Raw genomic sequence first — 21,327 nt, 5'->3', positions numbered from 1 at the left:
AGGAGCTGTACGAACGGTTTTTCTACAGGAGAGCAGGAGGGCCGGCGCATGGGCGGGCTAGACTACGTACTAGGTTCGGACTTCCAGTCGAACATCGCGGCCCAGAGCCTGCGGTGGGACAAGGAGTGGATGAGGTATCTCAGTATCCACCGAGATTACAACTTCTACTTCTATGATATGGACACACCTTCGTACGCGTTGACCGTAGGGGCGTCACGGATCGCATCCTTCACCTGCAAGGAGACTTACTCCGTCAAGCTGTTCAAGACACAGGCGGCCCAGGTGTGGGCGCCTGGCAGCGCTCTGGTGGGAAAGACTGTTCTTGAGATGGGCTGCGGGCCCGGCATGTTCGGCAGGATGGCCAGTCGATTTGTGGGAAGGTTCATCGGGATCGACGCCTCCCTTTTCGCCTTGCACATAGCTCGCCTCACCTCACCGAAGAACTGTGAATATGTGCATCTCGGCGACGCCGAGAAGATCGGCGCTCTTCGGGGCGTAGCCGACACCTGTGTCGGAAGAAACTTCTTCATTCATCACAATTACACCGATTCCATCTGGATCCTCCGTCTGTTGAAAGACGTGCTGGCGCCGGGCGGCATTATCTCGGCGGACTTCTATTACAATCCGGGACGCGTTGGAGAGCCGCGGCGCTACACCGCCGCCGATCCTCTCGACGGCGAGCACGCCAGCGCCCTCTATCACTTCGAGGAAGAGGACATCCTGGGCCTCGCAGGCGAGTGCGGCCTTGAAGTCGCCTCCACCGAGAAGCAGCCGCACCTTGAACGGCACTTCGCTACGTTCCGCCGCCTTGAGTGATCATGACAAAACCCGAAGAGGCAGGCGAAGCGACGCTTCGTGCCGATCGTAATAATCGAAACGGAATTGTATAAAGATTGATCGAATGCTGTAAAGGCCGTTCAGAGTACAAGAGACGTCTGGCGATCAATCTTGTGGCGAATGGGCTCGAAGCGGTCTTCATGGGGTTCAGCCATGTGACCGAGCCGGTCGAACCTTAGAAAGCGGAGTTGTTCAGATTCGGCCGACCGGGACGACGGGTGTCGGGGCCAGACGGTAATAAGGTAGTCCGAAAAGAGAAGGGTGGAGGGGTTTCAATGGTGATCAGCAAGCAACGAACCCGTCCCGGTTTCTTTGAACCGGGGTCGGTCGCGCGCAGCAGTCAGACGTCTCGGGCTGGGATCGGCCGTCTGTTCGTGCCTGTTCGGTCCGGCCAGACCCTGACCCTAATGACCGCGCTGTCCTACGAGCCAAAGGCCGATGGCGACTCCGACCAGAAGGGGGCGCTGTTGTCAGCCTCCTGGCGGGACGCCGACGGCGCCGAGATAACGGATCACATCCCGAGAGGGTGGAGCAGATCCGAGAAGTTCGGGCTCTTCCGGTACCTGGGCTGCCCGGCTGATCGCAGCGTGGTCCATCACGAGTTCGATCTGCCTGTGCCGCGACGGGCGATCTCGGTCGAGCTGACGCTCCACCGGTTTGCAAACTCGACGGTCTCTGTCTCTCAGCTGTTCCTCCGTCGCTGAGCGCGACCTGAGCCGTGCCTTTGGTCCTCGAATTCGACGTGCGACCGGGAGCTGGGCTTCTCACCGGGGAAGTGTGTTCCGGCGAGGGCGGCCCCAAGGACTTCGTCGCCTTCTTCGTGTTTTACGACGAGGCGGGCGATCCGATCTCTCCCCCCTATGAGGGGTTGGGCTTATCGAAGCGCGGCGCCTATCGCTACATCCGGGGATCGGTCGAAGGCCGCTCCGCTCCTTTTAGCCTGTACGTGAAGGCGCCCGCCGGAGCCAGGCGGCTTGTGGTTGAGCTCTCCTCCTGGAACTTCGAAGGGCGCATGGCCTTCTCGATGTTTCCCGATATCTCGGGCGCCATGGTCAGGTCGCGGGCGGGCAAGACCACCGCCAACAAGAGCCAGATCGTGGACGAAGGCAGTTTCTCGCCAGGCTCTGTCGTCGATCTGCAGATCGAGATCGCGCGCAGAGCCAGCGACGCAGAGAAGGCCTACATAGTCGCCGTCAGGCAGTTCGACAAAGCGGGATCGCTCGTGCCCGGCCGCATTCCCGGGCTAAGTCACAGCGAGGCTGTGGGACCGTACCGCTACGTCGATCTCAGGGATGGCGATGAGGCCGCCGTCGTCCGGCTGGCGTTCGACGGGCTCCCGTCGGCCGTGCGGTATGACGTTCGGGTTCAATCCTGGCGGTCGGCAGGCCCTCCAGACGCCCGCCTTCTCAAGAAAACGCACCGACCGGATGCGGCTACGCAGTTCGAACAGGCTCAGTCACTGCTCGACGAGTTCCTTCACGGAACGCTGCATTCCGGCTCACTCGGCCTCGTCGTGATCACTGCGACCACGAAGCCCATCGATGCCGAGAACCGCCTCAACCGGCCGCAGATCGCCGCGAAGACGCTCGCCCGGCTGGGATACCGGGTCGTCTACGTCTACCACAGGTTCAGCGCACAAGAAGAGCTCTGCGCGCAGCAGGTGCCGGACGTTCTCCAGCTGCCCGTCGACGTGTTCTCCCGGCTGTATAGCCGGATCGCTGCTTTCGACGGCCTGGATGCCCGGATCGCCATCTTCAGCATGCCGGACGACGTCGCGTGTCGATCCATCGGCGTCTTCAAGTTCTATGGATGGCGCACCGTCTACGAGGTGCGCGACGACTGGGAGGAGTTCGCCGCTGCGGGCGTGGGCAAATGGTATCGCCCGGCCTTCGAGCGATTTCTGACGGGCGCCTCCGACGATATCGTGTGCGTCAGCCCTCCTCTTCTGCAGAAGATGGAGATGTTCGCCGGCGGCGGCAGAACCGGCTTCCTGTCTCCCAACGCCACGTTCAAGGAGTTCGTCGCAGCGGCGGCCCCGTATCGCTCGGCGAGGGCAGGCGCAGGGAGTCGGAACGCCGCGCCGGTCATCGGCTATTTCGGGCATCTCACCGAGGCGTGGTTCGACTTCAACCTCATCGCGTCGGCGGCCCGGTTGGAGCCGAGTTGGCGCTTCGAGCTCATCGGCTTCGGCGCTCCGGATCTGACGCTTCCCGCGAACGTCCGCGTTCTGAGCGCCGTGCCGACGCTGGATCTGCCGGGGCTCACCAGTCATTGGGACGTGGCTATGATCCCGTTCAGGCAGTCTCCGCTGGCCCGCGCGGTCGATCCGATCAAGGTGTATGACTATCTAAGCCTCAATCTCCCTGTCGTGTCGTCGGAGATGGGCCGGCTTAGCGAGCTGGCGGGTTGTTATATCTATGACGACCTCGCGGGTTTTCTGAAATGCTGCAGATCTGCTTACGATGATATCGCGAGCCGACCGGTCGCCATTCCTTTTGACGCCGACAGGAATGTCTGGGAGCACAGGATAGAGACGCTGCTCGGCTCCATCATGGATCGACGCCAGATGACGTGTGGCGCGCGATGAGGGTGCTGTTTTGTTATTATTACGCAAATCTCGGCGGAGTGACGTCGGTCATCAAATCAAGGCTCGCGTCGCTGTTCGCGGAAGGGATCGAGGTCAGCGCGTGTTTTGAGAGGGACTTCGGGGGCATCGCGGATCTGAGGGCGCATGGTTTGTCGGATGTCCGGGTGACGCCCTCCGTGGAGCGGGCGCTTCCGGACCTTCTGCGCCAGGCGGCTCCCGATGTCGTCGTCGTATTCGACATGCCGGAGGTCGTCGCGCCCCTGAAGGATGCCGGGGTGACCGTCGTGTTCGAGATCCACACGCCGACCCTCAAGACGCTCATGAAGGCCGCCCCCGCGACGCTGGAGCTGTGTGACCAGATTCTGGTTCCCAGCGAGTGGTCCAGGAACTGGGTCATCGAGGCGCTGCCAGGAGCTTACCGCCCGGAGAAGATCGTGGTGGCGCCGAACATCATCGATCGCGACAGGTTCTATCCGCCGCCGCTGGGCCCGGAGGAGCCGGCGGGACCGCCTACGGTTCTATGGGTCGGCAAGATCGCGTCCTACAAGCGCTGGAAGGACGCCGCCCGCATCGCCGGCGATGTCGCCCGCAGAACCGGATGTGAGGTCGTCATGGTCACCGGCGGCGACTGCTCGCCTGCGATGACCGAGGAGTTTCTGACCGAGCTGTCCGCCAATGGGCTGAGAGAGGGGGTCGCCTGGCTTCATAATCTTCCTCTCGATGCGATGGCCGGATTGTACAAGACGTGCGCTCGGGCGGGCGGTGTCCTGCTGTCCACATCGGAGGCGGAGTCGTTCTGCCTGGTGGCTCACGAGGCCATGTCATGCGGTCTTCCGATCGTCGCTGCGTGCGCAGGCGCCTTGCCGGAGCTCTTTCAAGGCCGGTTGCGCGACAGCATGTTCGTCCCTGGCGACCTGTGTGCGGCGGTCCAGAAGATGGAGAGACTTCTACGGAGCAGAGCCGCCTGGCTGGATGCATCGGAGGCCGGGATTCGAAGGCAGGCGATGTATTCGCCCGGCGTGCTCGCCTCCCGTTACATCGACAGTCTTCGGGTTCTGGCGCGCGACCCGGCTGATGAGCTCGCTCCAAATGCGCGTGCTTCATCGCTCGCATTGGGGCGCTAGCGATGTCGGAGGAGGGCGGGGGCAGCCTGCGTGGGCCGAGGGCGCTTCGGTGCTTCGCCTGAGCGTTCTGTTCTTGATGTTGATGCTGCGCGATCGAAAAAGCTCGGGCCTGGCAGCGAGTTAACGTCGTTCGCGTGGGCGCCGAGGGGCGCTCCCGGGACGTGCTCTGGATAATCTTCGGAATGGAAGGTCGACATGGGCGCGGTTGAGAGTGCTGCTCAGGTGAGCAAGCGACAGGAACAATGGAACTCGATGCCGCGCGTCAAGCTCGCGCCGCATCACGTCGAAAGCTGTCGTCTCGTCGTGAGCAGGGAGGCGTTGCTGGACGGGGTTCCGAAGGGCGGCCGTGCTGCGGAGCTTGGCGTCGCGTTCGGGGATTTCAGCTCCGAGATCCTAAATCGGGTCCGCCCGGATGAGCTTCACCTGATCGATATGTGGGAGGCGGAGCGATACAGCGCGGGGCGCGCGAAGGTTGAGGAGAAATTCGCGAAGGAGATCGCCAACGGCTCCGTGAAACGTCATGTGGGCAGCTCATTGGAGATGCTCGGGGCGTTCGACGACGGCTTTTTCGACTTCATCTATATCGACACGACGCATTCCTACCATCTCACGCTCAGCGAGTTGCGCCTCGGCGCCCGCAAGCTCAAGCCAAGTGGTCTTCTAGCGGGCCACGACTTCTGCGTCGGCAACGTGGTGAAGCCTGTCGTCTATGGCGTAATCCAGGCCTGCCACCAGTTCTGTTCCGAAGACGGATGGCGCTACCGGACGATTTCCCTCGACGGCGGGGGCTCCTTCTCGTTCTGCCTGGAGCGCGGTTATAAAAGGGGTGAATGACGCCGCGCCGGGACTGAACTGCCCGGTCGGGCGCTGAAGCCTGTCAGGTCAAACGCTCGGCGCCATCGCGCGCGACTAAGGTTCCGTGGGAGTGGACGATGCGCGCATCGGCTCTCATAGCGCTGGTGATCGGCTTCGTAGCCGTCGCCTTACAGCCTCGCGCGCTCCTGGCTGACACGATCAAGCTGCCATTTGTTCTGCCGGCGGAACGGAGTCATCCTCCGCAGGACTCCGCGGAACAAAACTGTCCGCCGCTGAAGCCGCTTCCGGAGGTCATGCCGCGCGGCGGCTATTACGTGGACCCGCCGACAAACTCGCGGGCCGATCCCGATCTGGTGCGCGGATACTACGCCAGGACAGCGAACTTGAGGGCGGCGGAGGACGCGATCGCACGTTCTCTGACGCGGGCCGCGGCGGAGAGGACCGGCGTCGCGGGGGCGGCGGCGTCATGCGCGTTCGCTCACATACTGTCCTTCGCGCGGCAGGGAACGTTCCTGAAGTCGATCGAATGGAACGAAACGGGCGGGGTCCGCCTTTACGCGACCCCGCCAATCCTCGCCTACGCGATCCTCAAGTCCAGCAGCCAGAATGCGACGGAGGGCAACCCTGGGTCGCGCCACGAGTCCGAAGAGATCGAGAGATGGATCCGGCAGCTGGCGGACCGGATCAAGTCATTCATGGACATGAAGCCATACGACAACAACATCGATGCATGGGGAGCGGCGGCGTTAGGGTCGGCGGCTGTCGCGCTCAATGACAGGTCCTATCTGGATCACGCCGTTTCAGTCGCGGCCGGGATGCTGGAGCAAGTCGACGCCGACGGAGCGCTGCCGCGGGAGATGAAGCGGGGTGGGAGAGCTCTGGAGTACAGCCTTTTCGCGACGCAGGCCCTGGTCCTGGTCGATGCTATTGCGGAAGCGAACGGAAACCTGGCCCTCCGCGCCACGAACGGCGGCGCTCTGGGAAGGTTGATCGACCTGATGGTCTCGGCCGCCGAGGATCCCGTCACGTTCTACAAGATCAAGGGGATCGCGGGCTACGATAACGCCGTGTCGCAAGTCTACAGGCAGAACCTCGCCTGGCTTCCATTGGCTGCGATGATGCGCAGCGATCCCCGGATCAAGAGCCTCGCGTGTCGGCATCGGCCGTTGTACAGCGTCTGGACGGCCGGGAATTGGGAATATTACTTGAACAGGCGCGCCAAGTGTGGCTAGGCGAGCTGCATCGGTTCACGTGCGGCGCGGTTTTCTGAACGGCGTCGATGGCTGAAAGACGAGGGGGCAGGGCCCCGCATCCGGCTCGCGATCTTCGCCATCAGCGGGTGAACCGGCCCTCGGCGCACCGGCTTCGCTGGGCGGCGGCTCCAGCCTTGCGATGTCGTCTGTGGCCCCGACGAGCAGTGCTGAGAGCCCGGGGCAATCGCCCAATTGGGTCACCAGGTACCGATCCGCAGCGCCGCCGACAGGGCCCCTCACGTCCGATTTCGCGTCCGGGCGACCGACTCGGATCAGCACCGCCTTTCAGCGCGTCGCCGGTTCGACGTCGGGAGAGAACAACGACGGTTCTTCCGGGCTGTGACGGCGGCCTCGCCCTAGAGCGCCTAGGCTGAAGAATGTGGCGGAGACGGAGGAAGGCATCTTCCTGTCTCCGCCTGTCTCACCCCGTCGCATAACAGTTCAAAATCGAGGGTATAGCGCCGCGCCGTCGTTGCATGCCGTCGCTCCCTGTCGCATACAATTACAAAGCGTTGGGCGGGTAGGTTGGCGGGTCGGCTTTTTAGTCGATGGCGGACGGACCCGGAATCGAACGGGCGGCCTATGCCGAAGAAGGCGCGCGAGCTCTCTGCTCTGGACGTCAAACGCCTTGCTCACGGGGGCGGGCGGCTCCCGACCGTTCATGCCGTTGGCGGCGTCTCGGGGCTCGCCGTGCAGGTCACGCCGAACGGCGCGAAGAGTTGGCTGCTGCGTATCCGGGCGGGCGGTCGTCGACGTGAGATCGGGCTCGGCGGCTATCCTGACGTCACCCTGGCCGCGGCGCGCGAGAAGGCTCGCGAGGTCCGCGACAAGATCGCCGCTGGCGTTGATCCGATTCTCGAGAAGAGGGCCGCAAGAGCGTCGCTGGCAGCCGCGCACGCGCGAGGCCTGACGTTCGCCGACGCGGTCGAGCGGTACCTCGAGAAGCGGCTCGCCGAGTTCCGGAACGAAAAGCACCGGAAGCAATGGCGGGCGACGATCGACGTTTACGCCACGCCGCTGATCGGAGGCATGCTCGTGTCCGACATCGCGCTGCAGGACATGCTCAGGGTGCTCGAGCCGATCTGGACCGTGAAGACCGAGACGGCCTCCCGCCTGCGGGGGCGCGTCGAGTCCATCCTGAATTGGGCCACCGTCGCGGGGCATCGCGTCGGCGACAATCCCGCCCGGTGGAAGGGGAACCTTGAGGCTGTCCTTCCGAAACCTGGGAAGGTGGCCAAGGTCGACAACCAGCCTGCTCTGGCGCTGGACGACGCTGCGACCTGGTTCGCCGAGCTCCGGCACCGGGACGGCATGGCGACGCGCGCGCTTGAGTTCCTCGCCCTTTGCGCCTCCCGCTCTGGCGAGGTCCGCGGCGCCGTGTGGAGCGAGATCGATCTGAAGAAACGGCTTTGGATCATCCCGGCCGCGCGCATGAAGATGAGAGCCGAGCACCGCGTCCCGCTGTCTGACGCCGCTGCGGAGCTTCTGGAGACGTTGCCGCGGATCGACGGCTCCGATTACGTGTTCGCCGCAGTACGTGGCGGGCCATTGTCCGACATGTCGCTCTCAGCCGTCATGCGCCGTATGCAAGAGGCTGAGGTCGCCGCCGGGCGGCCCGGCTATCTGGACCCGCGCAGCGGGCGTCCAGCCGTCCCGCACGGCCTACGATCGACCTTCCGTGACTGGGCGGCGGAGCGGACCGAATACCCGCGTGACATGGCCGAGATCGCGTTGGCGCACAGCGTCGGCTCAGAGGTCGAGCGCGCCTATCGCCGGTCCGACATGGTTGAGAAGCGGCGGGCCATGATGGACGCATGGAGCCGGTTCCTGAGCGGGGCGGCAGGGGCGAAGGTCGTCAGGCTAGGGCGGCGCGGATGAGGAAGGAAAACCGGCCAACCGTCGCCGACGTACTTCGCGACCACTTCCCCGGGATCGAGCTAGGAGATCACGCCGACCTCTTACTCGACGAGTTTTTCCTGCTCGTCGACATGAACGGGCGGGGAATGTGGCGCGAGAAAGAGCGAGAGCACCTCACGAAGTTGCGTCGCGGCATCGCGGAAGCCTGGGAGGCCCTCAACGCCCTCTCTCCTGAGCTGAGAATGGACATCGAGGAGACATTTCGGAGGAACGCTCGCGCTAGGAGACAGTCGTCGCCGCACACCGCCGCTGTATGGGCCAGCTATGGCGAGATCGTGCACTCAGCTCGTGATCTCTGTTGGCAGCTCCACGTCGGGCTCACCGGGCAAGCTCCGCAGGAACCCATGCCTCCGCTCGTCGGTGTGGATCAAGAGGATGCTTTGACTTCAGCGGAGGAGCTGCTTTCGCACTACCCAGACGAAAGCAAACAGCAACGCAGTGCAGAGACCTGGGCGCGCATCTCTCTGGTCGAGAATGCTCGGAGATTTTGGATGGAAAACACCGGGAAGGCCGCACCGAAAGGTGACACCAGCGAAGGACCTTTTCTGCACTTTTTGGAGGACCTCATCGAAGCGTTGGGCCGCGACTGGAACGCACGGTCTTGCCTCCACGCATGGAAGGTGCATCGCCGGTCCGACCCATAGCTTCGGCCTGATTGCGCCTCTTCCTATGTGTGAAGATCCTTTCTGAGGGCCGCATTTTCGCCTGCGTCAGATAACGACGCGAGGCGAGAAATGACGACATACCTCAGTGACACGGACCTAGCTGCGCGCTTCGGCGTGGTCCGGCAGACCATCTGGCGCTGGGTCGCCGATGGTCGCTTCCCGAAGCCCATCAAGCTCTCGACCGGCTGCACTCGGTGGCGGCGTGAAGATGTCGAGGCCTGGGAAGCCTCGCGTCTGGAGGCCGCTTGATCCATGGGCTCCAGATACGATGAAGCCTGCGCGGCGGTGGGACGCCGGCAGGCTTCGGAAGCTGTCTTCGTTGGGACGATCGACGCTTCCGAAAATAGCATCCCCAGCCTGATTATCAATCGCCTTTCGCGGCGCTTCGCGGTCTCGGCGGCCGTGGCTGCGCTTGTCGTCGAACTCGCCGGCCTTGGGCCGCAGGAGGCGCGGCGATGAGCGCGACCGTGCTTCCCTTCCGCCGCTCCACCAAGCCGTGCCTGCCCCGCATCGACATCACCGCCTACCACGGCGGGGAGGGCGGCTCTGTCGTCTATGACGTCGAGCTGTTCCGTCACGACGGTCAGAACGGCTTCGACGTGCTGGCGACGTTCGGCGATCCGGATGAGGCGGAAGCCTTCGCCGAGCGCTGGATGGCGGAGCACGCCGATCTTGGAGGCGCCGCATGAGCGCCAATCTCGCGGTGGCGCCGCCGGTATGTGAGCGCCTCGTCGACCATGCGCTGTTCTATGCGGCCCGCGGTTGGCCTGTTTTCCCCTGCAGCCCGGCGAACAAGCGCCCCCTGACCGAGCACGGGTTCAAGGACGCGACGACGGACGAGTCTGTGATCCGCAACTGGTGGGGAAAATGGCCCGCGGCGATGATCGGCGTCCCCACGGGTCCGGCGACAGGAGTGTGGGCGCTCGATCCGGACAAGCCGAAGTCTGCCGACCACCCCGACGGCTTCGCGGCCTGGGAGAGCCTGTCTCGCGCCCGCGGCGGCGTCCCGCCGACGCATACTCACGAGACACCCGGCGGCGGTCTCCATCTACTCTTCGCCTGGGATCCTGAGCGGCCGGTCACGACCAGCTCGGGGGATCTTCCGGACGGCATCGATGTCCGCGGGAAGGGCGGATACATCATCGTCCCGCCGAGCCGCACGTTCGACGGCAAGGAGTACCGGGTCGCCGAGAGCCTGGACTGGTTCGTCTTCGCGCCCGCGCCAGCCTGGCTGTACGAGCTCATCCTGCCGGCTGTGAAGGCGCAGCCTGATCCGATGGCCACTCCAGTCGCGGTCGCCAACGGCAGGCGAGGGAAGATCGCCAACATCATCGGCGGCGGCTTCTTTCAGGAAGTCAACCGGGAGGCGCTTCGAAACATCGAGGCTTGGGTCGCGGACATCTTTCCGCAGGCTCGTTTCCAGGAAGGCACGCGAGCCTGGCGGATCTCGTCGGCCGATCTCGGACGCAGCCTCGAGGAAGACATCAGCATCCACCCGCAGGGCGTGCAGGACTTCGGCGAAGAGCGCGGCCGTACGCCAATCGATCTGGTGATGGAGTGGGGCGGGGCGCCCGACGCAAGGCGAGCGGCGCTCTGGCTGTGCGAGAAGCTGGGCGCCGATCCAAATCTGCTCGGCTATCGCGGTCGGAAGGCAGAGGGCGGCGGCAACGCCGCCTGGGTCGACGAGGCGTTGCGCGACGAACGCGGCGCGCCGTTGAACACGCTGGCGAACGTCATGATCGGCATGCGGAGCGATCCGCAGCTTCGGCAGCTCGTCGCCTATGACGAGATGCTCTGCGCCGGCACGCTTATGCGGCCCGTTCCCGTATTCGGCGCAAAGCCGCCGACGGAACCGTTCGCGCCGCGTCCGGTCAGCGATGCGGATGTGAGCGCGATCCAGGAGTACCTGCAGCTCTCAGGGCTGCGGAAGGTCTCCAAGGACGTTGTGCACCAGGCGGTTGACCTGAGGGCGCAGGAGAACGCTTTCCATCCCGTGCGTGAGTACCTCGAGGCGCTGACCTGGGACGGTCAGGAGCGGCTTCGGGGCTGGCTCGCTGCCTATCTCGGCGTTGAGCCGTCCGCCTACGCGTCCGGCATCGGCTACATGTTCTTCGTCTCGATGGTGGCCCGGATTTTCCAGCCGGGCTGCAAGGCCGATTACATGATGGTGCTCGAGGGCGCGCAGGGCGCGCGAAAGTCGACGGCCTGCGCGATCATCGGCGGCGAGTGGTTCTCGGACAACCTTCCCGACGTCACCGCCGGCAAGGACGTTGCGCAGCATCTGTCTGGCAAATGGCTGATCGAGATCGCCGAAATGAGCGCTATGAGCCGTGCCGAAAGCGCGAGCCTCAAGGCCTTCATCACTAGGCCTGTCGAACGTTACCGGCCGAGCTACGGGCGCAAGGAGGTGGTTCAGCCGCGCCAATGCGTCTTCATCGGGACGACCAACAAATCCGCCTACCTCCGCGACGAGACGGGCGGCCGTCGCTTCTGGCCCGTGAAGGTCGGTCGGATCGAGACGGACGCTCTTGAACGCGACCGGGAGCAGCTCTTCGCCGAGGCCGTCGCAGCCTACCGCGGCGGCGCGCACTGGTGGCCGGATGGCGACTTTGAACGGAAGCATATCGCGCCGCAGCAGGAAGAGCGCTTCGAGGCCGACGCCTGGGAGGACGTGATAGCGACCTTCCTGGCGAGCCGGACGGTCACGACCGTCAAGGAGGTCGGCACCTCAGAGGAGTGCCTCAACATCGAACGGGGCAGGCTTGGCACCGCCGACCAGCGGCGGATCGCAGCTGCGCTTGAACGGCTCGGGTGGGTGCGCGCACCGAAAAAGACGGCGGAAGGGTTGGTACAATGGCTCCGGCGCTGACCACAGTGGAGCACCGCGCGCCGGAGCACCCGGAGCACCCGGAGCATACGGAGCACCAAGCTCGCGTTTTGAGATTCGAGACAGCGTGGCGCTGTGGGGCCTCTATGGAGAATGCTCCGAGTGCTCCGGATGCTCCGGCGCGACCTGGTCGGCGCAGGCATCGGGGCGGGGGCATCCGCACCTGGCGCGCCGATCGATCGCGGACCGGCTGGGGTCCAAAGCGCGCATTTTTGCAGATTGATGTTCTGACGAGGCCAATCCGAACACGCCATCGCATCGCAAGAGGGCGGGGGGCCGTCGCGTCTCGCCAAGCGGTTTTCTGCGGACCGGCGCCCAAGGTCGGCTGCGCTAAACCGGTAGAAAAAAGGTTCTCTGCAGCGGATTTCGGCACCCCGGCGCAGCCAGATTGGCGCTCCCAGAACGTCAATATGGCTTTGTGCGTGTTTTCGGATGGCGCCGGTGCGAGAGCCCGATGGGGCCGAACCGTCGACGTCCCCCCCCCGGTACGAATGCCCGGTACGATATCGTACCGAAATCAATCCGAAGCCCTTCATTCTCTTGGGGTTATGCCGGTACGATTTCTCGGTACGAGAAAAAATCTGCGCGTAAATACACCGCCGGTCTGCAGCCGAAGCCCCTCGTCCAGCCAGACACGCCCCCCCTCACTCTGGCGCTGCGGATGAACGACACGGCTTTGCTGTCGGCGATCGACCGCGCCATGCGCGAGCTGCAGGTGATCCGGGAAGCAGTCGCAAGTCGCCCGGCTCCGAAGGTGGCGCTGCTCAAGGCTCTGGCAGAGGCCAATGGCGACTCCCTTTTCGTCGCCGCGGATGTGGTAAGCCCGCCGCTTACCACATCGGTTCCGAGCCTCGCCGCGGCGCTCGACCAGTGCGGCGCGCGCAACGCCCGCGCTCTTGGTCAACTGCTTTCCTCCCTAGAAGGACAGGAGTTTGGCGGGCTTTCCGTGCTGCGCGCCGGGACCGACCGGGCCGGCATCCTCTGGCAGGTCGTGGCGGTTCCGAGCGTGCGATAAGCCCGGCGCTTACCACAGACGTCATTGAGCTCGCGCCAAGTCTGACTCACGGTCCCCAGGCAACGATTGGACAAAGGACCGCGCTAGATGAACGCTCTAACCCAGACCGTGGCTCGCTATGACATGGAGGCGAAGTCTCAGGACTTCGTGCGCTATGCTATCGCGTGCGCAATGTCCGGCGGCGACAGCTTTCAGATCCGGTCCATCTGCGAGACGCGGTGGCCTGAGGCACGATACGGCGCCGTAATCCAGAAGGCTGCGGTCGAGGCTGGCGACACGACTGACGCCACCTGGGCGAAGCCGCTCGCGGAATTGGCGCCTGTCGCCGACGCCTTCCTAGCGGCGGTCCGGCCGCGCACGCTGATCGGCCGAATGGCCGGCATCCGGCCCGCGCCGTTCGGCGTGCGGTTCCCGGTCGCCACAAGCGGCACGTCGGCGGGCTGGGTCGGCGAGGCGAAGCCGACGCCTGTCACGGCGATGGCGTTCGGCGAGGGTACGCTGAAGCCGGCCAAGGTCGGCGGCATCGTCGTCACCACGAAAGAGCTGCTGCGATCCACGAGCCCGGAAGCCGAGGCTCAGATCAAGCTCGATCTCGAGACGGCGATCATCACCTTCACCGATGCGCAGTTCGTCGATCCGACCGTCGCCGCGGTCGATGACGTGAACCCCGCTTCGATTACGAACGGGACCACGGCTGTCGCCGCGAGCGGCACGACCGCCGCAGCCGCCACGGCGGACTTCAAGGCGCTGGTCAAGAAGCTGACTGACGCCGGTATCCCGCTCGCCTCTCCCTACTTCCTGATGTCGCCCACGGCCGCGACGGGCCTAGCTGGCTTGAACGTCGAGATGTTCCGCGACGTCGGGCCGCTCGGCGGCAGCATCATGGGCATTCCGGTCCTGACCTCGCCGGGCGTCGGCAGCGTGATCGCGCTCGTGGACGCGACCGAGATCATCCTGGCCGACGACGGGATCGTGATCGACGCGGCGGAGCACGGCAGTGTGCAGATGGACTCGGCGCCCACGGACCCGCCGACCGCGAGCACGGTCCTGACTTCGTTCTTCCAGTCCAACCTTGTCGGCATCAAAGCCCTTCGGCAGATGCGCTGGCAGAAGCGCCGCGCCGGCGCCGCAGCTTACATCTCGGGTGCGGCCTATGGCGGGTGAGGCCTGGGGCAAGGAGTTCGCCGCGGAGCTCGTCGATAGCGTCAAGCGGTACGTGGCGCAGGAGATCGCCTCGCATGACGCTGGCCTAGAAGCTCGGATCAAGGCGCTCGAGGAACGCCCGGCGCTCGAATATCGCGGCGTCTGGGACGGCGCCTTGCTCTACAGCAAGGGCAACGTCGTCACGGACGGCGGCAGCATGTGGTTCTGCAATCGCGAAACCAAGGCGCGGCCGGGCTCGTCGGGCTGCTGGACGCTCGCCGTCAAGAAGGGGGCGGACGCCAAGTGAGCAAGCCCGACCAGTTCACGACGGTCGACGCCGCAATCGCGCAGGCCGCAGCCGATTACGACCGCCGCACCGCAGCCGAGATCGCGCGGGGCAAGAAAAGGATCATCGGCGAGGGCCACGCGCCGAGCCTTGCGGAGGCCTTCGCCGATGAAGCGTCGGCGGCGGCTGCCGCGGAGCGCGGCCCGTATCTCCGCAGCCTCCGCGAATGGCTGCTCGAAAACTTCCCAACGGTGCACTGATGGCCAAGAAGCTCGATTACGTCGTCGCAAAGACCTTCGGCCGCAGGAAGAACGTTAGGTTCCAGATTCCTAACATCTCGCGGTTTGAGCAGTATTCACCTGTCACGACCGGCAGGACGGTTTACCACACCTTCACAGGCTTCGTCGGCGGGCAGTGGTCGCTTTCGGACGTGGAGTCAATTCTGAGCTGGGCGCACCCAAGCGGCAACCGCATGTTCAATCAGGACGTCGCGGCGGTGCTTGAGGATCGGCCTGGGCGATGGGCGCCGATGGCCGCGATGATCCTCGAAGCCGCGCTGTTCGGGCTGGAGCCCGACAAGAACGTTTTCGAGGTGGAGCCGTGAGCGACGCTCAGCTTCGCGCGGCACGGCGTCGGCTGGACAGGAGGCTGGCTGCGATACCGGATAAAGCCCGCGCTGCTATGGCGGCCGAGCTCGACGCTGCGGCCTCTCAGGTCGTCTTTGCGGCGCGCACCCTAGTCCCGAAAAAGAGCGGGAGGCTCGCCAGCACGATCCGCAAGGTGGCGGGCGAGCACGAGTTGCAGACCAAGGTAGTGGCTGGCGGCGCTGCGACCACGAAGCCCGTCCGGAACGGCGCTGATGTCTCATACGACTACGCGCTCGGCGTCGAATTCGGGACGCAGGACACGCCCCCGCAGCCGTTCTTTTTCCCTGCGTACCGGCTGACGAAGAAGCGCGCCAAGTCTCGCATTCGGCGAGCCGTGTCAAAGGCCGCACGAGAGGCGGCGAAGTCGTGAGGATGGCGCATGGCCGTTGAAGTTGAACGCCTCGTCGTCAGCCTCGAGGCGCGGCTAAACCAGTATGAGCGCAGCTTTGACCGTGCGCGCCGCTCTACGGACACCAGCATGTCCGCGGTCGAGGCGCGCGTCGGCCGGAGCCGGGCGCGCGTCGAGCAGCAGATGCGCGGGATCGGTGACTCGGCCCGCACCGCGCTGGGGCGTCTGGACTCCGGTCTTGGCTCCCTTGGCGCGAGCTTTGCCGGCGGCTTTATCGGCGGCGCCCTTTCGCAGGGCCTTGCCAGCATCGTCCCCTCGATCCGGGAGGCCACGCGCTCCCTGTCGGACCTGAAGGCGGAAGCGGCCAAAGCGGGCGTCGACGTCGAGCAGTTCCAAGCGCTGGGCTACGCCGCGCGCCAATCGAACGTCGGCGTTGATGCTCTGACGGACGGGCTCAAGGAGCTGCAGCTTCGCGCCGACGAGTTCATTGTGACGGGGCAGGGGCCGGCTGCGGAGGCCTTCGCTCGCCTCGGCTACGGCGCCGACGATCTCAAGACGAAGCTCAAGAACCCGTCCGATCTCTTCCTCGAGATCATCGGCAGGCTGCAGGCCTTCGACAAGGCGGCGCAGATCCGCATCTCTGACGAGGTTTTCGGCGGAACCGGCGGCGAGCAGTTCGTCCGCTTCCTCGACCAGGGCGTCGCCGGCATCCGCCTGAATATGGAGGAAGCGCGAAAGCTCGGCGTTGTCATCGACAAGGATCTTGTCGAGAAGGGCGCGGAGCTCGACCGCAAATTCCAGACGATCGCCGAGACGATCAACAACCGGGTCAAGTCCGCGATCGTGAATGTGGCCGGTGCGCTCGCCGACTGGACCATGAACGCAGAGAAGTTCCTAAACACGCTCGGCAATTCGAGCTTCTTCGCCAAGATGGCCGATCTGTTCGGGAACCCGCTCGAGGCCGAATACTACGGCGTCAAGCGGACGGCCCCGCCTGCCGGGCCGGCTCCGGCTTCCTCGCAGGGGATTGAGGTTCTGCGGCGAGCGCTGGAGGCGACCAAGGGGACGGCTCGCATGGCCGTTCCCGACCGGACGCAGCAACTCCCGGCGACCTTTGTCGATCCGAAGCTGGCGGGCCTCGCGACCGACTTTCGCGACAACCTGGGCAAGTTCATCACGGCGGCGCGAGAGGCCGGCTATGACCTCAAAGTCCAGTCCGGCTTTCGCTCGAATGAGCGGCAGGCGCAGCTTTTCGCGGACGCCGTGCGCAAGTACGGGAGCGAGTCGGCGGCCCGCAAGTGGGTCGCGCCTCCCGGCGCCAGCTACCACAACAAGGGATCGGCGGCAGACCTAGCCTATGGGAGCGACGCTGCGCGCCTGTACGCGCATGCCAACGCCGCTCGCTTCGGCCTGACCTTCCCGCTCGGCAATGAGCCTTGGCACGTCGAGCCCGCGGGGCAGCGGGGCAAGCCGGCGATCGGCGACCCTGACACGTCGTCCATTCAGGAGGCCGCGCGCGGCAAGGCGGCGACCGCGGCCGATCGGCAGGCGGAAGCGGTCAAGCGGGTGATGGAGGCGCTGCGTCTGGAGTCAGCGCAGATCGGCGAGACGGCGGCGCAACAGCGCGCCCTCCAGGAGATCCAGGCGGCAGGCGTGGCCGCCAACTCCGCGGAAGGGCAAGCCATCGCCGCGCTCGTCGAGCAGATATACGCGCGGAAGGCAGCTCAGGAGCAGGCCGCCCAATCGGCGGAGCAGCTTGCGGAAGCGCAGCGCGAGCTTGGCGATATGGGCGCCGACGCCGTGAAAGGCTTCGTCTCCGATCTGAGGGCCGGCAAGTCTGCGGCGGACGCGCTCCGGAACGCGCTCGACCGCGTGCTGTCGCGGCTCACCGACAATCTGATCGACAGCCTGTTCTCGTCGCTCCTTGGGGGCGGTGGCGCTGGCGGTGGGGGCGGGCTCTTGGGCTCGCTGCTGGGCAGCTTCGGCGGCGCCCGCGCGGCTGGCGGTCCGGTGGCCGCGGGTAAGACCTATCTGGTCGGAGAGAAGGGGCCGGAGATGTTCTCGCCGAGCTCGTCGGGCCGGATCATCCCGAACAAGAGCCTGGCGCCGCCCATCGTCCGGCCGCGCATTCCGGAAGCCCGGCCCGGCTCGGGCCGCCTGCCGGCGCCCGCTGTGTCGATGACGGTCAAGGTCGTCGGCCCGATGGGCGACAAGGATCTCATGGCTGCGATGCGCCAGACCGCCGCGCAGGCGGGGCAGCAAGCCTACCGCATGGCCGTCCGCGACAGCGCGCGGTCGAGCGGCAAGATCAGGTACAACCAGGAAGTGCTAGGACAGGATTACTGATGGAACGCACGCGTAAGATGCGCCTGGGGCTCACCGGGCTTTCGGGCCTTGCCACGCTGCTCGGCTCGACCGGAACGGCGAACGCCGATCCCATCATCACCCCGCTGGTCGTTTCGATGCTCGCCACTGCCGGCATCACAGGCACCGTTGGGACGGTATTGGCCTCCGCGATCACCCCCTGTCGCACGGCCGGGGCGGTGCTCGCGCCGGTGTGCCTCGCGAATGGAGCTTCCCGATGAGCGCGATGCTCGGCGTCTGTCTTCCCGACAGGCTGCACCTCATGAGCGACGGCGCTGTCTTCTGTGAAGGCCGCCCCGGTGTGCTTGTGGGGCAGATGGAAAAGATCATCTGGATTCCCGGCATGACGGCGGCCTTCATCGCTCGCGGCGCTTGGATCGCGAACGAGCGGTTCTTGGCGGCGTGCGACGGCGTCGGCTCATTCGACGAGCTGATCGGCGGGCTGGACGCGGTGCTCGACACGTTCGACGAAGCCATGCGCGAGGCAAGCCATATCGACACGGAGCTACTGATCGGCGGCTGGTCCGACGATCTCGATCGGCCCCGGCTGCTCTACCGCGCGATGCACGACCGGACGCCCGGCGTCGAGCCTGGGAACGTGTATGAGGTCACCGCCTTCACAACCGGCGATGCAGGGCTGTTGCCGGCCGACCTCACGTCCTTCCAGCCGGCGGACGGGATCGCCTCGTTTGAGGCCGCGCGCCGCGCCGAGGTCGACGGCGGAAGTCACATAGGCGTCGCCGTGTACCATGCGCAGATCGCCGCCGGCGCTACGCCGCGCACCGTGAAGGTGCACGAGTGGCTGGACGCGTTGGGAACTTTGATCACTTAAGCAGGCGTGGCCTCGCCGATGGGAGGAGCAAGCACTACGTGGGTGCGGAGCGTGGAGCGCGTGGGAGCCTAGCCCCTCGTCGATCGGACGGACTGCGCGCCGCGTTAGACAGGCATATATGGTCTTTAAGAATCTCATGCTAACTAGGGCTGATGATGACCAGCTGGCGGCTTGCGGACATCTGATGGACTTCGACCCGATCAACGACGATCACGCTGTTCAGCTAGTGAGTTTCAAGGTCGTATGTGACCGATTCATAGAGCCACAAGATCTCCAGGCGCTCGCCCAGGCGCACGAGCAGGTGCGTTCCGATCTGCCGGCCATCAGTGGGTCTGAGCAGCCTATGCCGACTGTGGAATTGGCCTACCGGCGACCTGACGGTACGGCTTCTTGGTTGTTGCGGTGCGGAGGAAACGAGATCGCTGTCGAATGTCGTCGGTACACACGGTGGGAGAAAATCTGGGCGACGGCCCAGCGGCTCCTCTCGTTCGCGAAGGGCCATCTAGCGGCTAGCGGCGATATCAAGTTTGGCCTGCCTTCGCTTCAGTTCACCGACCGATTCAGGGGAACGCAGGGGGAGCAGTCCAACATCGGCGGGCTGCTGATAGAGAGCGATGTTCTTGCGAATGTTGCCTTCCGCAAAGGGCCGTTGTTCCATTCGAATGTTGGCTTCTTCGACGATCACGGCGGCGCGCTCATCCTCCATCAGGTGAACGTGCAAGGAAGAAAAGATGCGTTCCTCCAGCTGCCGTCCGGAGGACAAGAGGCGGGCTATTACGTCGTTTTAGACCATGTACAGCAAGTTCGGAACATTGACCAATTCTTGGATGCGGGCAGAAGCGCGGATTACCTAGAGCATATCATGCCCATCATGCACAATAATAACAAGAATATGCTCTCAAGCATCCTTGCGCCTGAGATGATCGTGAGAATTGGCTTGGGGAGGGTCGTGGAACATGTCAAATAGCCCTGTTGCCTTCCCGATGGACTTGAGTTTTGCGCAGCTTGACTGGGAGAATTCCGGGGTGGGGCTCTTGTCGGGCCGTTCTAAAACAACAATTCCCCTGACGTCTCATAATGACGTGTGGGTCATTGGGGGGGATTCCAGCCATTACATTGAGGACTGGGATGCGTTGCCTCACGCGCCGTCGGCTGTTTTCTATGGTGCCCCAAATCTCTACAAGAACAACAAGGTTCTCGGTGCATTTGCATCCAAGTTCCATAAGACTCTGAGAATGCATGTTGACGATTTACTAGTTCTCTCGAATGTTTCCCTGTCCGATCTGACTGCTAATCCTCTCTCACAGATCTACATCAATTCAGTATCGGCTCGCTTGGAACGTCTAAGGGACGGATGGGCGGGCCCTGATACGGTGGCACCCTCGCAGCGGGTCATCGACGACGTGGCGCGCGCCTGCGTCGCGGTGTATCAGGCTGCCGATGTCGAGCCCGAGGTTGAAGTGGATCAGGACGGTACCGTGGTCCTCGAATGGAGGCGGGGGCAGCGAGCGTTCTGCCTGACGTTCTTAGGGAACGGGCGGCTTGTTGGGACGATCTCTCCGTGGACCGAGGACTATGCGCCGTGGCAGGTGCCGGTGTCGGACGAGCTGGCGATCATTTCCAAACTTGAGGACCCTGCCGTCGAGAGTTTCGTAAGGCGTTAGGGGTCGCCAGTGCTGTGTGAAATCGAGCGGGAGCAGCGCGATCAGCTTTCGCCTGGACCCGTCGCTTGTGAAGAAAGAATCGCCCGCGGCGCATTCGCGCCTTCGGCCGGTGACGCGCGTAAAGCGCGCATCAGCCTTGGGATAGTCGCCAAGAGGGATCTTTTCGGAGATCAACTTTCGGTCTGGAGGCTTGCCGGAGATCCCCCTCGCGTTCGGCTCGATGAGCTAGCTGAGCGGCTTCGCCGCGAGGAGGCGCAACGTACTTTGTTCGCGATCGTCTGGGCGCTTGCGCAGGAGATCCGAGCAATCCGTTTGATGGGTGAGAAAGCACTGTGTGTGCTAGATGAGTGCGACACCGACCACAATGGCGGGAAGCATCCGGCGCACGCGCACATTGCAATATCGCCCGGCTTTAGAGCGAAGTTCCAGCTGACTTCGGAGTCCAGCGAGTTTCAACAGCTTGTCCGCGACTTGGCCAACCTACTGAAAAGCGCGTCCGGAGAAAGGCGCTTTGAAGTTAATAGATGTTGAGCGAACGTTACGGTGACTTGGCGTGGTCGTGAGGCCGTTGCACCAGGCCTCCGCTACCCGCCAACCGTCCGGGGCATCCCGCCTGATAACGCCAATCGGTTCGTAGGGCGGACGCGTATGGTCACCTGACGCCGGCGAATGCGCTTGCTACGCACGGGGGATGACCATGAGGGGTTAAGGAACCGAAGGCTTCACGCGCCACGCTGGCGTGTCGTCTAGTTGCGACGAGTAGCGTCGCGATAGGCGCGCAAGCGCAATGGCGCCTCGCTGGCAGTCTGTCAGCATCCGGCTGCGATCCTCGGCCGCATCAGAGGCCGGGCCTCGGTTTACGACGAGCTTTCTTGACTGCTTCCGGCACAGCTGTCAGCCGGTCTCGGCGATCGGCCTTTTCCTCGTCTGTGCCTTCCATG

General features: G+C 64.4%; 23 protein-coding genes. All 23 read left to right on the top strand.

The features are described from left to right. Positions 1-48 precede the first annotated feature (48 nt). Positions 49-816, top strand: coding sequence for a class I SAM-dependent methyltransferase (locus GGR24_RS05885; RefSeq protein ID WP_183394318.1), 768 nt, complete (start codon positions 49-51; stop codon positions 814-816). A 296-nt stretch (positions 817-1,112) separates the two neighbouring features. After that, on the top strand, positions 1,113-1,541 hold the full coding sequence (locus GGR24_RS05880) for a hypothetical protein (protein WP_183394317.1): 429 nt from the start codon (positions 1,113-1,115) through the stop codon (positions 1,539-1,541). Positions 1,542-1,561: 20 nt separating this feature from the next. Continuing rightward, complete coding sequence (locus GGR24_RS05875; protein ID WP_183394316.1) at positions 1,562-3,424, top strand: glycosyltransferase family protein; 1,863 nt, start codon at positions 1,562-1,564, stop codon at positions 3,422-3,424. Then, positions 3,421-4,548, top strand: coding sequence for a glycosyltransferase family 4 protein (locus tag GGR24_RS05870; protein ID WP_183394315.1), 1,128 nt, complete (start codon positions 3,421-3,423; stop codon positions 4,546-4,548). Before GGR24_RS05875 ends, GGR24_RS05870 begins: the two co-directional genes overlap by 4 nt. Before the next feature lie 195 nt (positions 4,549-4,743). Continuing rightward, positions 4,744-5,382, top strand: coding sequence for a class I SAM-dependent methyltransferase (locus GGR24_RS05865; RefSeq protein WP_183394314.1), 639 nt, complete (start codon positions 4,744-4,746; stop codon positions 5,380-5,382). Positions 5,383-5,507: 125 nt separating this feature from the next. Next, positions 5,508-6,596 carry an alginate lyase family protein gene (locus GGR24_RS05860; RefSeq protein ID WP_183394313.1) on the top strand — a complete coding sequence of 363 codons (1,089 nt, stop codon included), beginning with the start codon at positions 5,508-5,510 and terminating at the stop codon, positions 6,594-6,596. 603 nt (positions 6,597-7,199) lie between these two features. Beyond that, positions 7,200-8,495, top strand: coding sequence for a tyrosine-type recombinase/integrase (locus GGR24_RS05855; protein WP_183394312.1), 1,296 nt, complete (start codon positions 7,200-7,202; stop codon positions 8,493-8,495). Next, positions 8,492-9,178, top strand: coding sequence for a hypothetical protein (locus GGR24_RS05850; RefSeq protein ID WP_183394311.1), 687 nt, complete (start codon positions 8,492-8,494; stop codon positions 9,176-9,178). Before GGR24_RS05855 ends, GGR24_RS05850 begins: the two co-directional genes overlap by 4 nt. A 90-nt stretch (positions 9,179-9,268) precedes the next feature. Further along, positions 9,269-9,448, top strand: a complete 180-nt coding sequence (locus tag GGR24_RS05845; protein WP_183394310.1) for a helix-turn-helix transcriptional regulator — start codon at positions 9,269-9,271, stop codon at positions 9,446-9,448. 206 nt (positions 9,449-9,654) lie between these two features. Then, complete coding sequence (locus tag GGR24_RS05840) at positions 9,655-9,888, top strand: hypothetical protein (RefSeq protein ID WP_183394309.1); 234 nt, start codon at positions 9,655-9,657, stop codon at positions 9,886-9,888. Then, entirely contained in the window at positions 9,885-12,068 is a 2,184-nt protein-coding gene (locus GGR24_RS05835; RefSeq protein WP_183394308.1) for a VapE domain-containing protein, read from the top strand. The genes GGR24_RS05840 and GGR24_RS05835 overlap by 4 nt, the downstream gene beginning before the upstream one ends. A 679-nt stretch (positions 12,069-12,747) precedes the next feature. Then, the gene (locus GGR24_RS05830; RefSeq protein WP_183394307.1) at positions 12,748-13,101 is read left to right on the top strand and encodes a hypothetical protein; all 354 of its coding nucleotides are present in this window, start codon (positions 12,748-12,750) and stop codon (positions 13,099-13,101) included. A gap of 87 nt (positions 13,102-13,188) precedes the next feature. Then, positions 13,189-14,265 (top strand): phage major capsid protein, encoded by a 1,077-nt coding sequence (locus GGR24_RS05825; protein ID WP_183394306.1) that lies wholly within the window; start codon positions 13,189-13,191, stop codon positions 14,263-14,265. Beyond that, on the top strand, positions 14,255-14,551 hold the full coding sequence (locus GGR24_RS05820) for a carbohydrate-binding family V/XII protein (protein WP_183394305.1): 297 nt from the start codon (positions 14,255-14,257) through the stop codon (positions 14,549-14,551). The genes GGR24_RS05825 and GGR24_RS05820 overlap by 11 nt, the downstream gene beginning before the upstream one ends. Further along, positions 14,548-14,790 (top strand): hypothetical protein, encoded by a 243-nt coding sequence (locus tag GGR24_RS05815; protein ID WP_183394304.1) that lies wholly within the window; start codon positions 14,548-14,550, stop codon positions 14,788-14,790. The genes GGR24_RS05820 and GGR24_RS05815 overlap by 4 nt, the downstream gene beginning before the upstream one ends. Then, positions 14,790-15,134, top strand: a complete 345-nt coding sequence (locus tag GGR24_RS05810; protein WP_183394303.1) for a hypothetical protein — start codon at positions 14,790-14,792, stop codon at positions 15,132-15,134. The genes GGR24_RS05815 and GGR24_RS05810 overlap by 1 nt, the downstream gene beginning before the upstream one ends. Further along, a complete protein-coding gene (locus GGR24_RS05805) occupies positions 15,131-15,547 on the top strand; it encodes an HK97-gp10 family putative phage morphogenesis protein (protein ID WP_183394302.1) in 417 nt (138 codons plus the stop codon). The genes GGR24_RS05810 and GGR24_RS05805 overlap by 4 nt, the downstream gene beginning before the upstream one ends. Before the next feature lie 9 nt (positions 15,548-15,556). Continuing rightward, a complete protein-coding gene (locus GGR24_RS05800) occupies positions 15,557-17,872 on the top strand; it encodes a M15 family metallopeptidase (protein WP_183394301.1) in 2,316 nt (771 codons plus the stop codon). Beyond that, positions 17,872-18,111 (top strand): hypothetical protein, encoded by a 240-nt coding sequence (locus GGR24_RS05795; protein WP_183394300.1) that lies wholly within the window; start codon positions 17,872-17,874, stop codon positions 18,109-18,111. The genes GGR24_RS05800 and GGR24_RS05795 overlap by 1 nt, the downstream gene beginning before the upstream one ends. Continuing rightward, positions 18,108-18,722 carry a hypothetical protein gene (locus tag GGR24_RS05790; RefSeq protein WP_183394299.1) on the top strand — a complete coding sequence of 205 codons (615 nt, stop codon included), beginning with the start codon at positions 18,108-18,110 and terminating at the stop codon, positions 18,720-18,722. The genes GGR24_RS05795 and GGR24_RS05790 overlap by 4 nt, the downstream gene beginning before the upstream one ends. 184 nt (positions 18,723-18,906) lie before the next feature. Beyond that, positions 18,907-19,689 (top strand): TIGR04255 family protein, encoded by a 783-nt coding sequence (locus GGR24_RS05785; protein WP_183394298.1) that lies wholly within the window; start codon positions 18,907-18,909, stop codon positions 19,687-19,689. Then, positions 19,679-20,386, top strand: coding sequence for a hypothetical protein (locus GGR24_RS05780; protein ID WP_183394297.1), 708 nt, complete (start codon positions 19,679-19,681; stop codon positions 20,384-20,386). Before GGR24_RS05785 ends, GGR24_RS05780 begins: the two co-directional genes overlap by 11 nt. Before the next feature lie 9 nt (positions 20,387-20,395). Then, complete coding sequence (locus GGR24_RS05775; protein ID WP_183394296.1) at positions 20,396-20,917, top strand: hypothetical protein; 522 nt, start codon at positions 20,396-20,398, stop codon at positions 20,915-20,917. The last annotated feature ends 410 nt before the right edge of the window (positions 20,918-21,327 follow it).

It is taken from the genome of Hansschlegelia beijingensis (assembly GCF_014196425.1).
Classification (GTDB): domain Bacteria; phylum Pseudomonadota; class Alphaproteobacteria; order Rhizobiales; family Methylopilaceae; genus Methylopila; species Methylopila beijingensis.
The sequence above is the reverse complement of the archived record's forward strand: the minus strand, read 5'-3'. Positions and strand labels throughout refer to the sequence as shown.

Excerpts from the sequence above, each read along its gene's own strand:
- GGR24_RS05810 (WP_183394303.1), top strand. The coding sequence starts at position 14,790 with ATGGCCAAGAAGCTCGATTACGTCGTCGCAAAGACCTTCGGCCGCAGG.
- GGR24_RS05785 (WP_183394298.1), top strand. The coding sequence starts at position 18,907 with ATGGACTTCGACCCGATCAACGACGATCACGCTGTTCAGCTAGTGAGT.
- GGR24_RS05885 (WP_183394318.1), top strand. The coding sequence starts at position 49 with ATGGGCGGGCTAGACTACGTACTAGGTTCGGACTTCCAGTCGAACATC.
- GGR24_RS05830 (WP_183394307.1), top strand. The coding sequence starts at position 12,748 with ATGAACGACACGGCTTTGCTGTCGGCGATCGACCGCGCCATGCGCGAG.
- GGR24_RS05800 (WP_183394301.1), top strand. The coding sequence starts at position 15,557 with ATGGCCGTTGAAGTTGAACGCCTCGTCGTCAGCCTCGAGGCGCGGCTA.
- GGR24_RS05780 (WP_183394297.1), top strand. The coding sequence starts at position 19,679 with ATGTCAAATAGCCCTGTTGCCTTCCCGATGGACTTGAGTTTTGCGCAG.
- GGR24_RS05845 (WP_183394310.1), top strand. The coding sequence starts at position 9,269 with ATGACGACATACCTCAGTGACACGGACCTAGCTGCGCGCTTCGGCGTG.
- GGR24_RS05840 (WP_183394309.1), top strand. The coding sequence starts at position 9,655 with ATGAGCGCGACCGTGCTTCCCTTCCGCCGCTCCACCAAGCCGTGCCTG.
- GGR24_RS05795 (WP_183394300.1), top strand. The coding sequence starts at position 17,872 with ATGGAACGCACGCGTAAGATGCGCCTGGGGCTCACCGGGCTTTCGGGC.
- GGR24_RS05850 (WP_183394311.1), top strand. The coding sequence starts at position 8,492 with ATGAGGAAGGAAAACCGGCCAACCGTCGCCGACGTACTTCGCGACCAC.
- GGR24_RS05825 (WP_183394306.1), top strand. The coding sequence starts at position 13,189 with ATGAACGCTCTAACCCAGACCGTGGCTCGCTATGACATGGAGGCGAAG.
- GGR24_RS05870 (WP_183394315.1), top strand. The coding sequence starts at position 3,421 with ATGAGGGTGCTGTTTTGTTATTATTACGCAAATCTCGGCGGAGTGACG.
- GGR24_RS05865 (WP_183394314.1), top strand. The coding sequence starts at position 4,744 with ATGGGCGCGGTTGAGAGTGCTGCTCAGGTGAGCAAGCGACAGGAACAA.
- GGR24_RS05820 (WP_183394305.1), top strand. The coding sequence starts at position 14,255 with ATGGCGGGTGAGGCCTGGGGCAAGGAGTTCGCCGCGGAGCTCGTCGAT.
- GGR24_RS05835 (WP_183394308.1), top strand. The coding sequence starts at position 9,885 with ATGAGCGCCAATCTCGCGGTGGCGCCGCCGGTATGTGAGCGCCTCGTC.
- GGR24_RS05880 (WP_183394317.1), top strand. The coding sequence starts at position 1,113 with ATGGTGATCAGCAAGCAACGAACCCGTCCCGGTTTCTTTGAACCGGGG.
- GGR24_RS05855 (WP_183394312.1), top strand. The coding sequence starts at position 7,200 with ATGCCGAAGAAGGCGCGCGAGCTCTCTGCTCTGGACGTCAAACGCCTT.
- GGR24_RS05790 (WP_183394299.1), top strand. The coding sequence starts at position 18,108 with ATGAGCGCGATGCTCGGCGTCTGTCTTCCCGACAGGCTGCACCTCATG.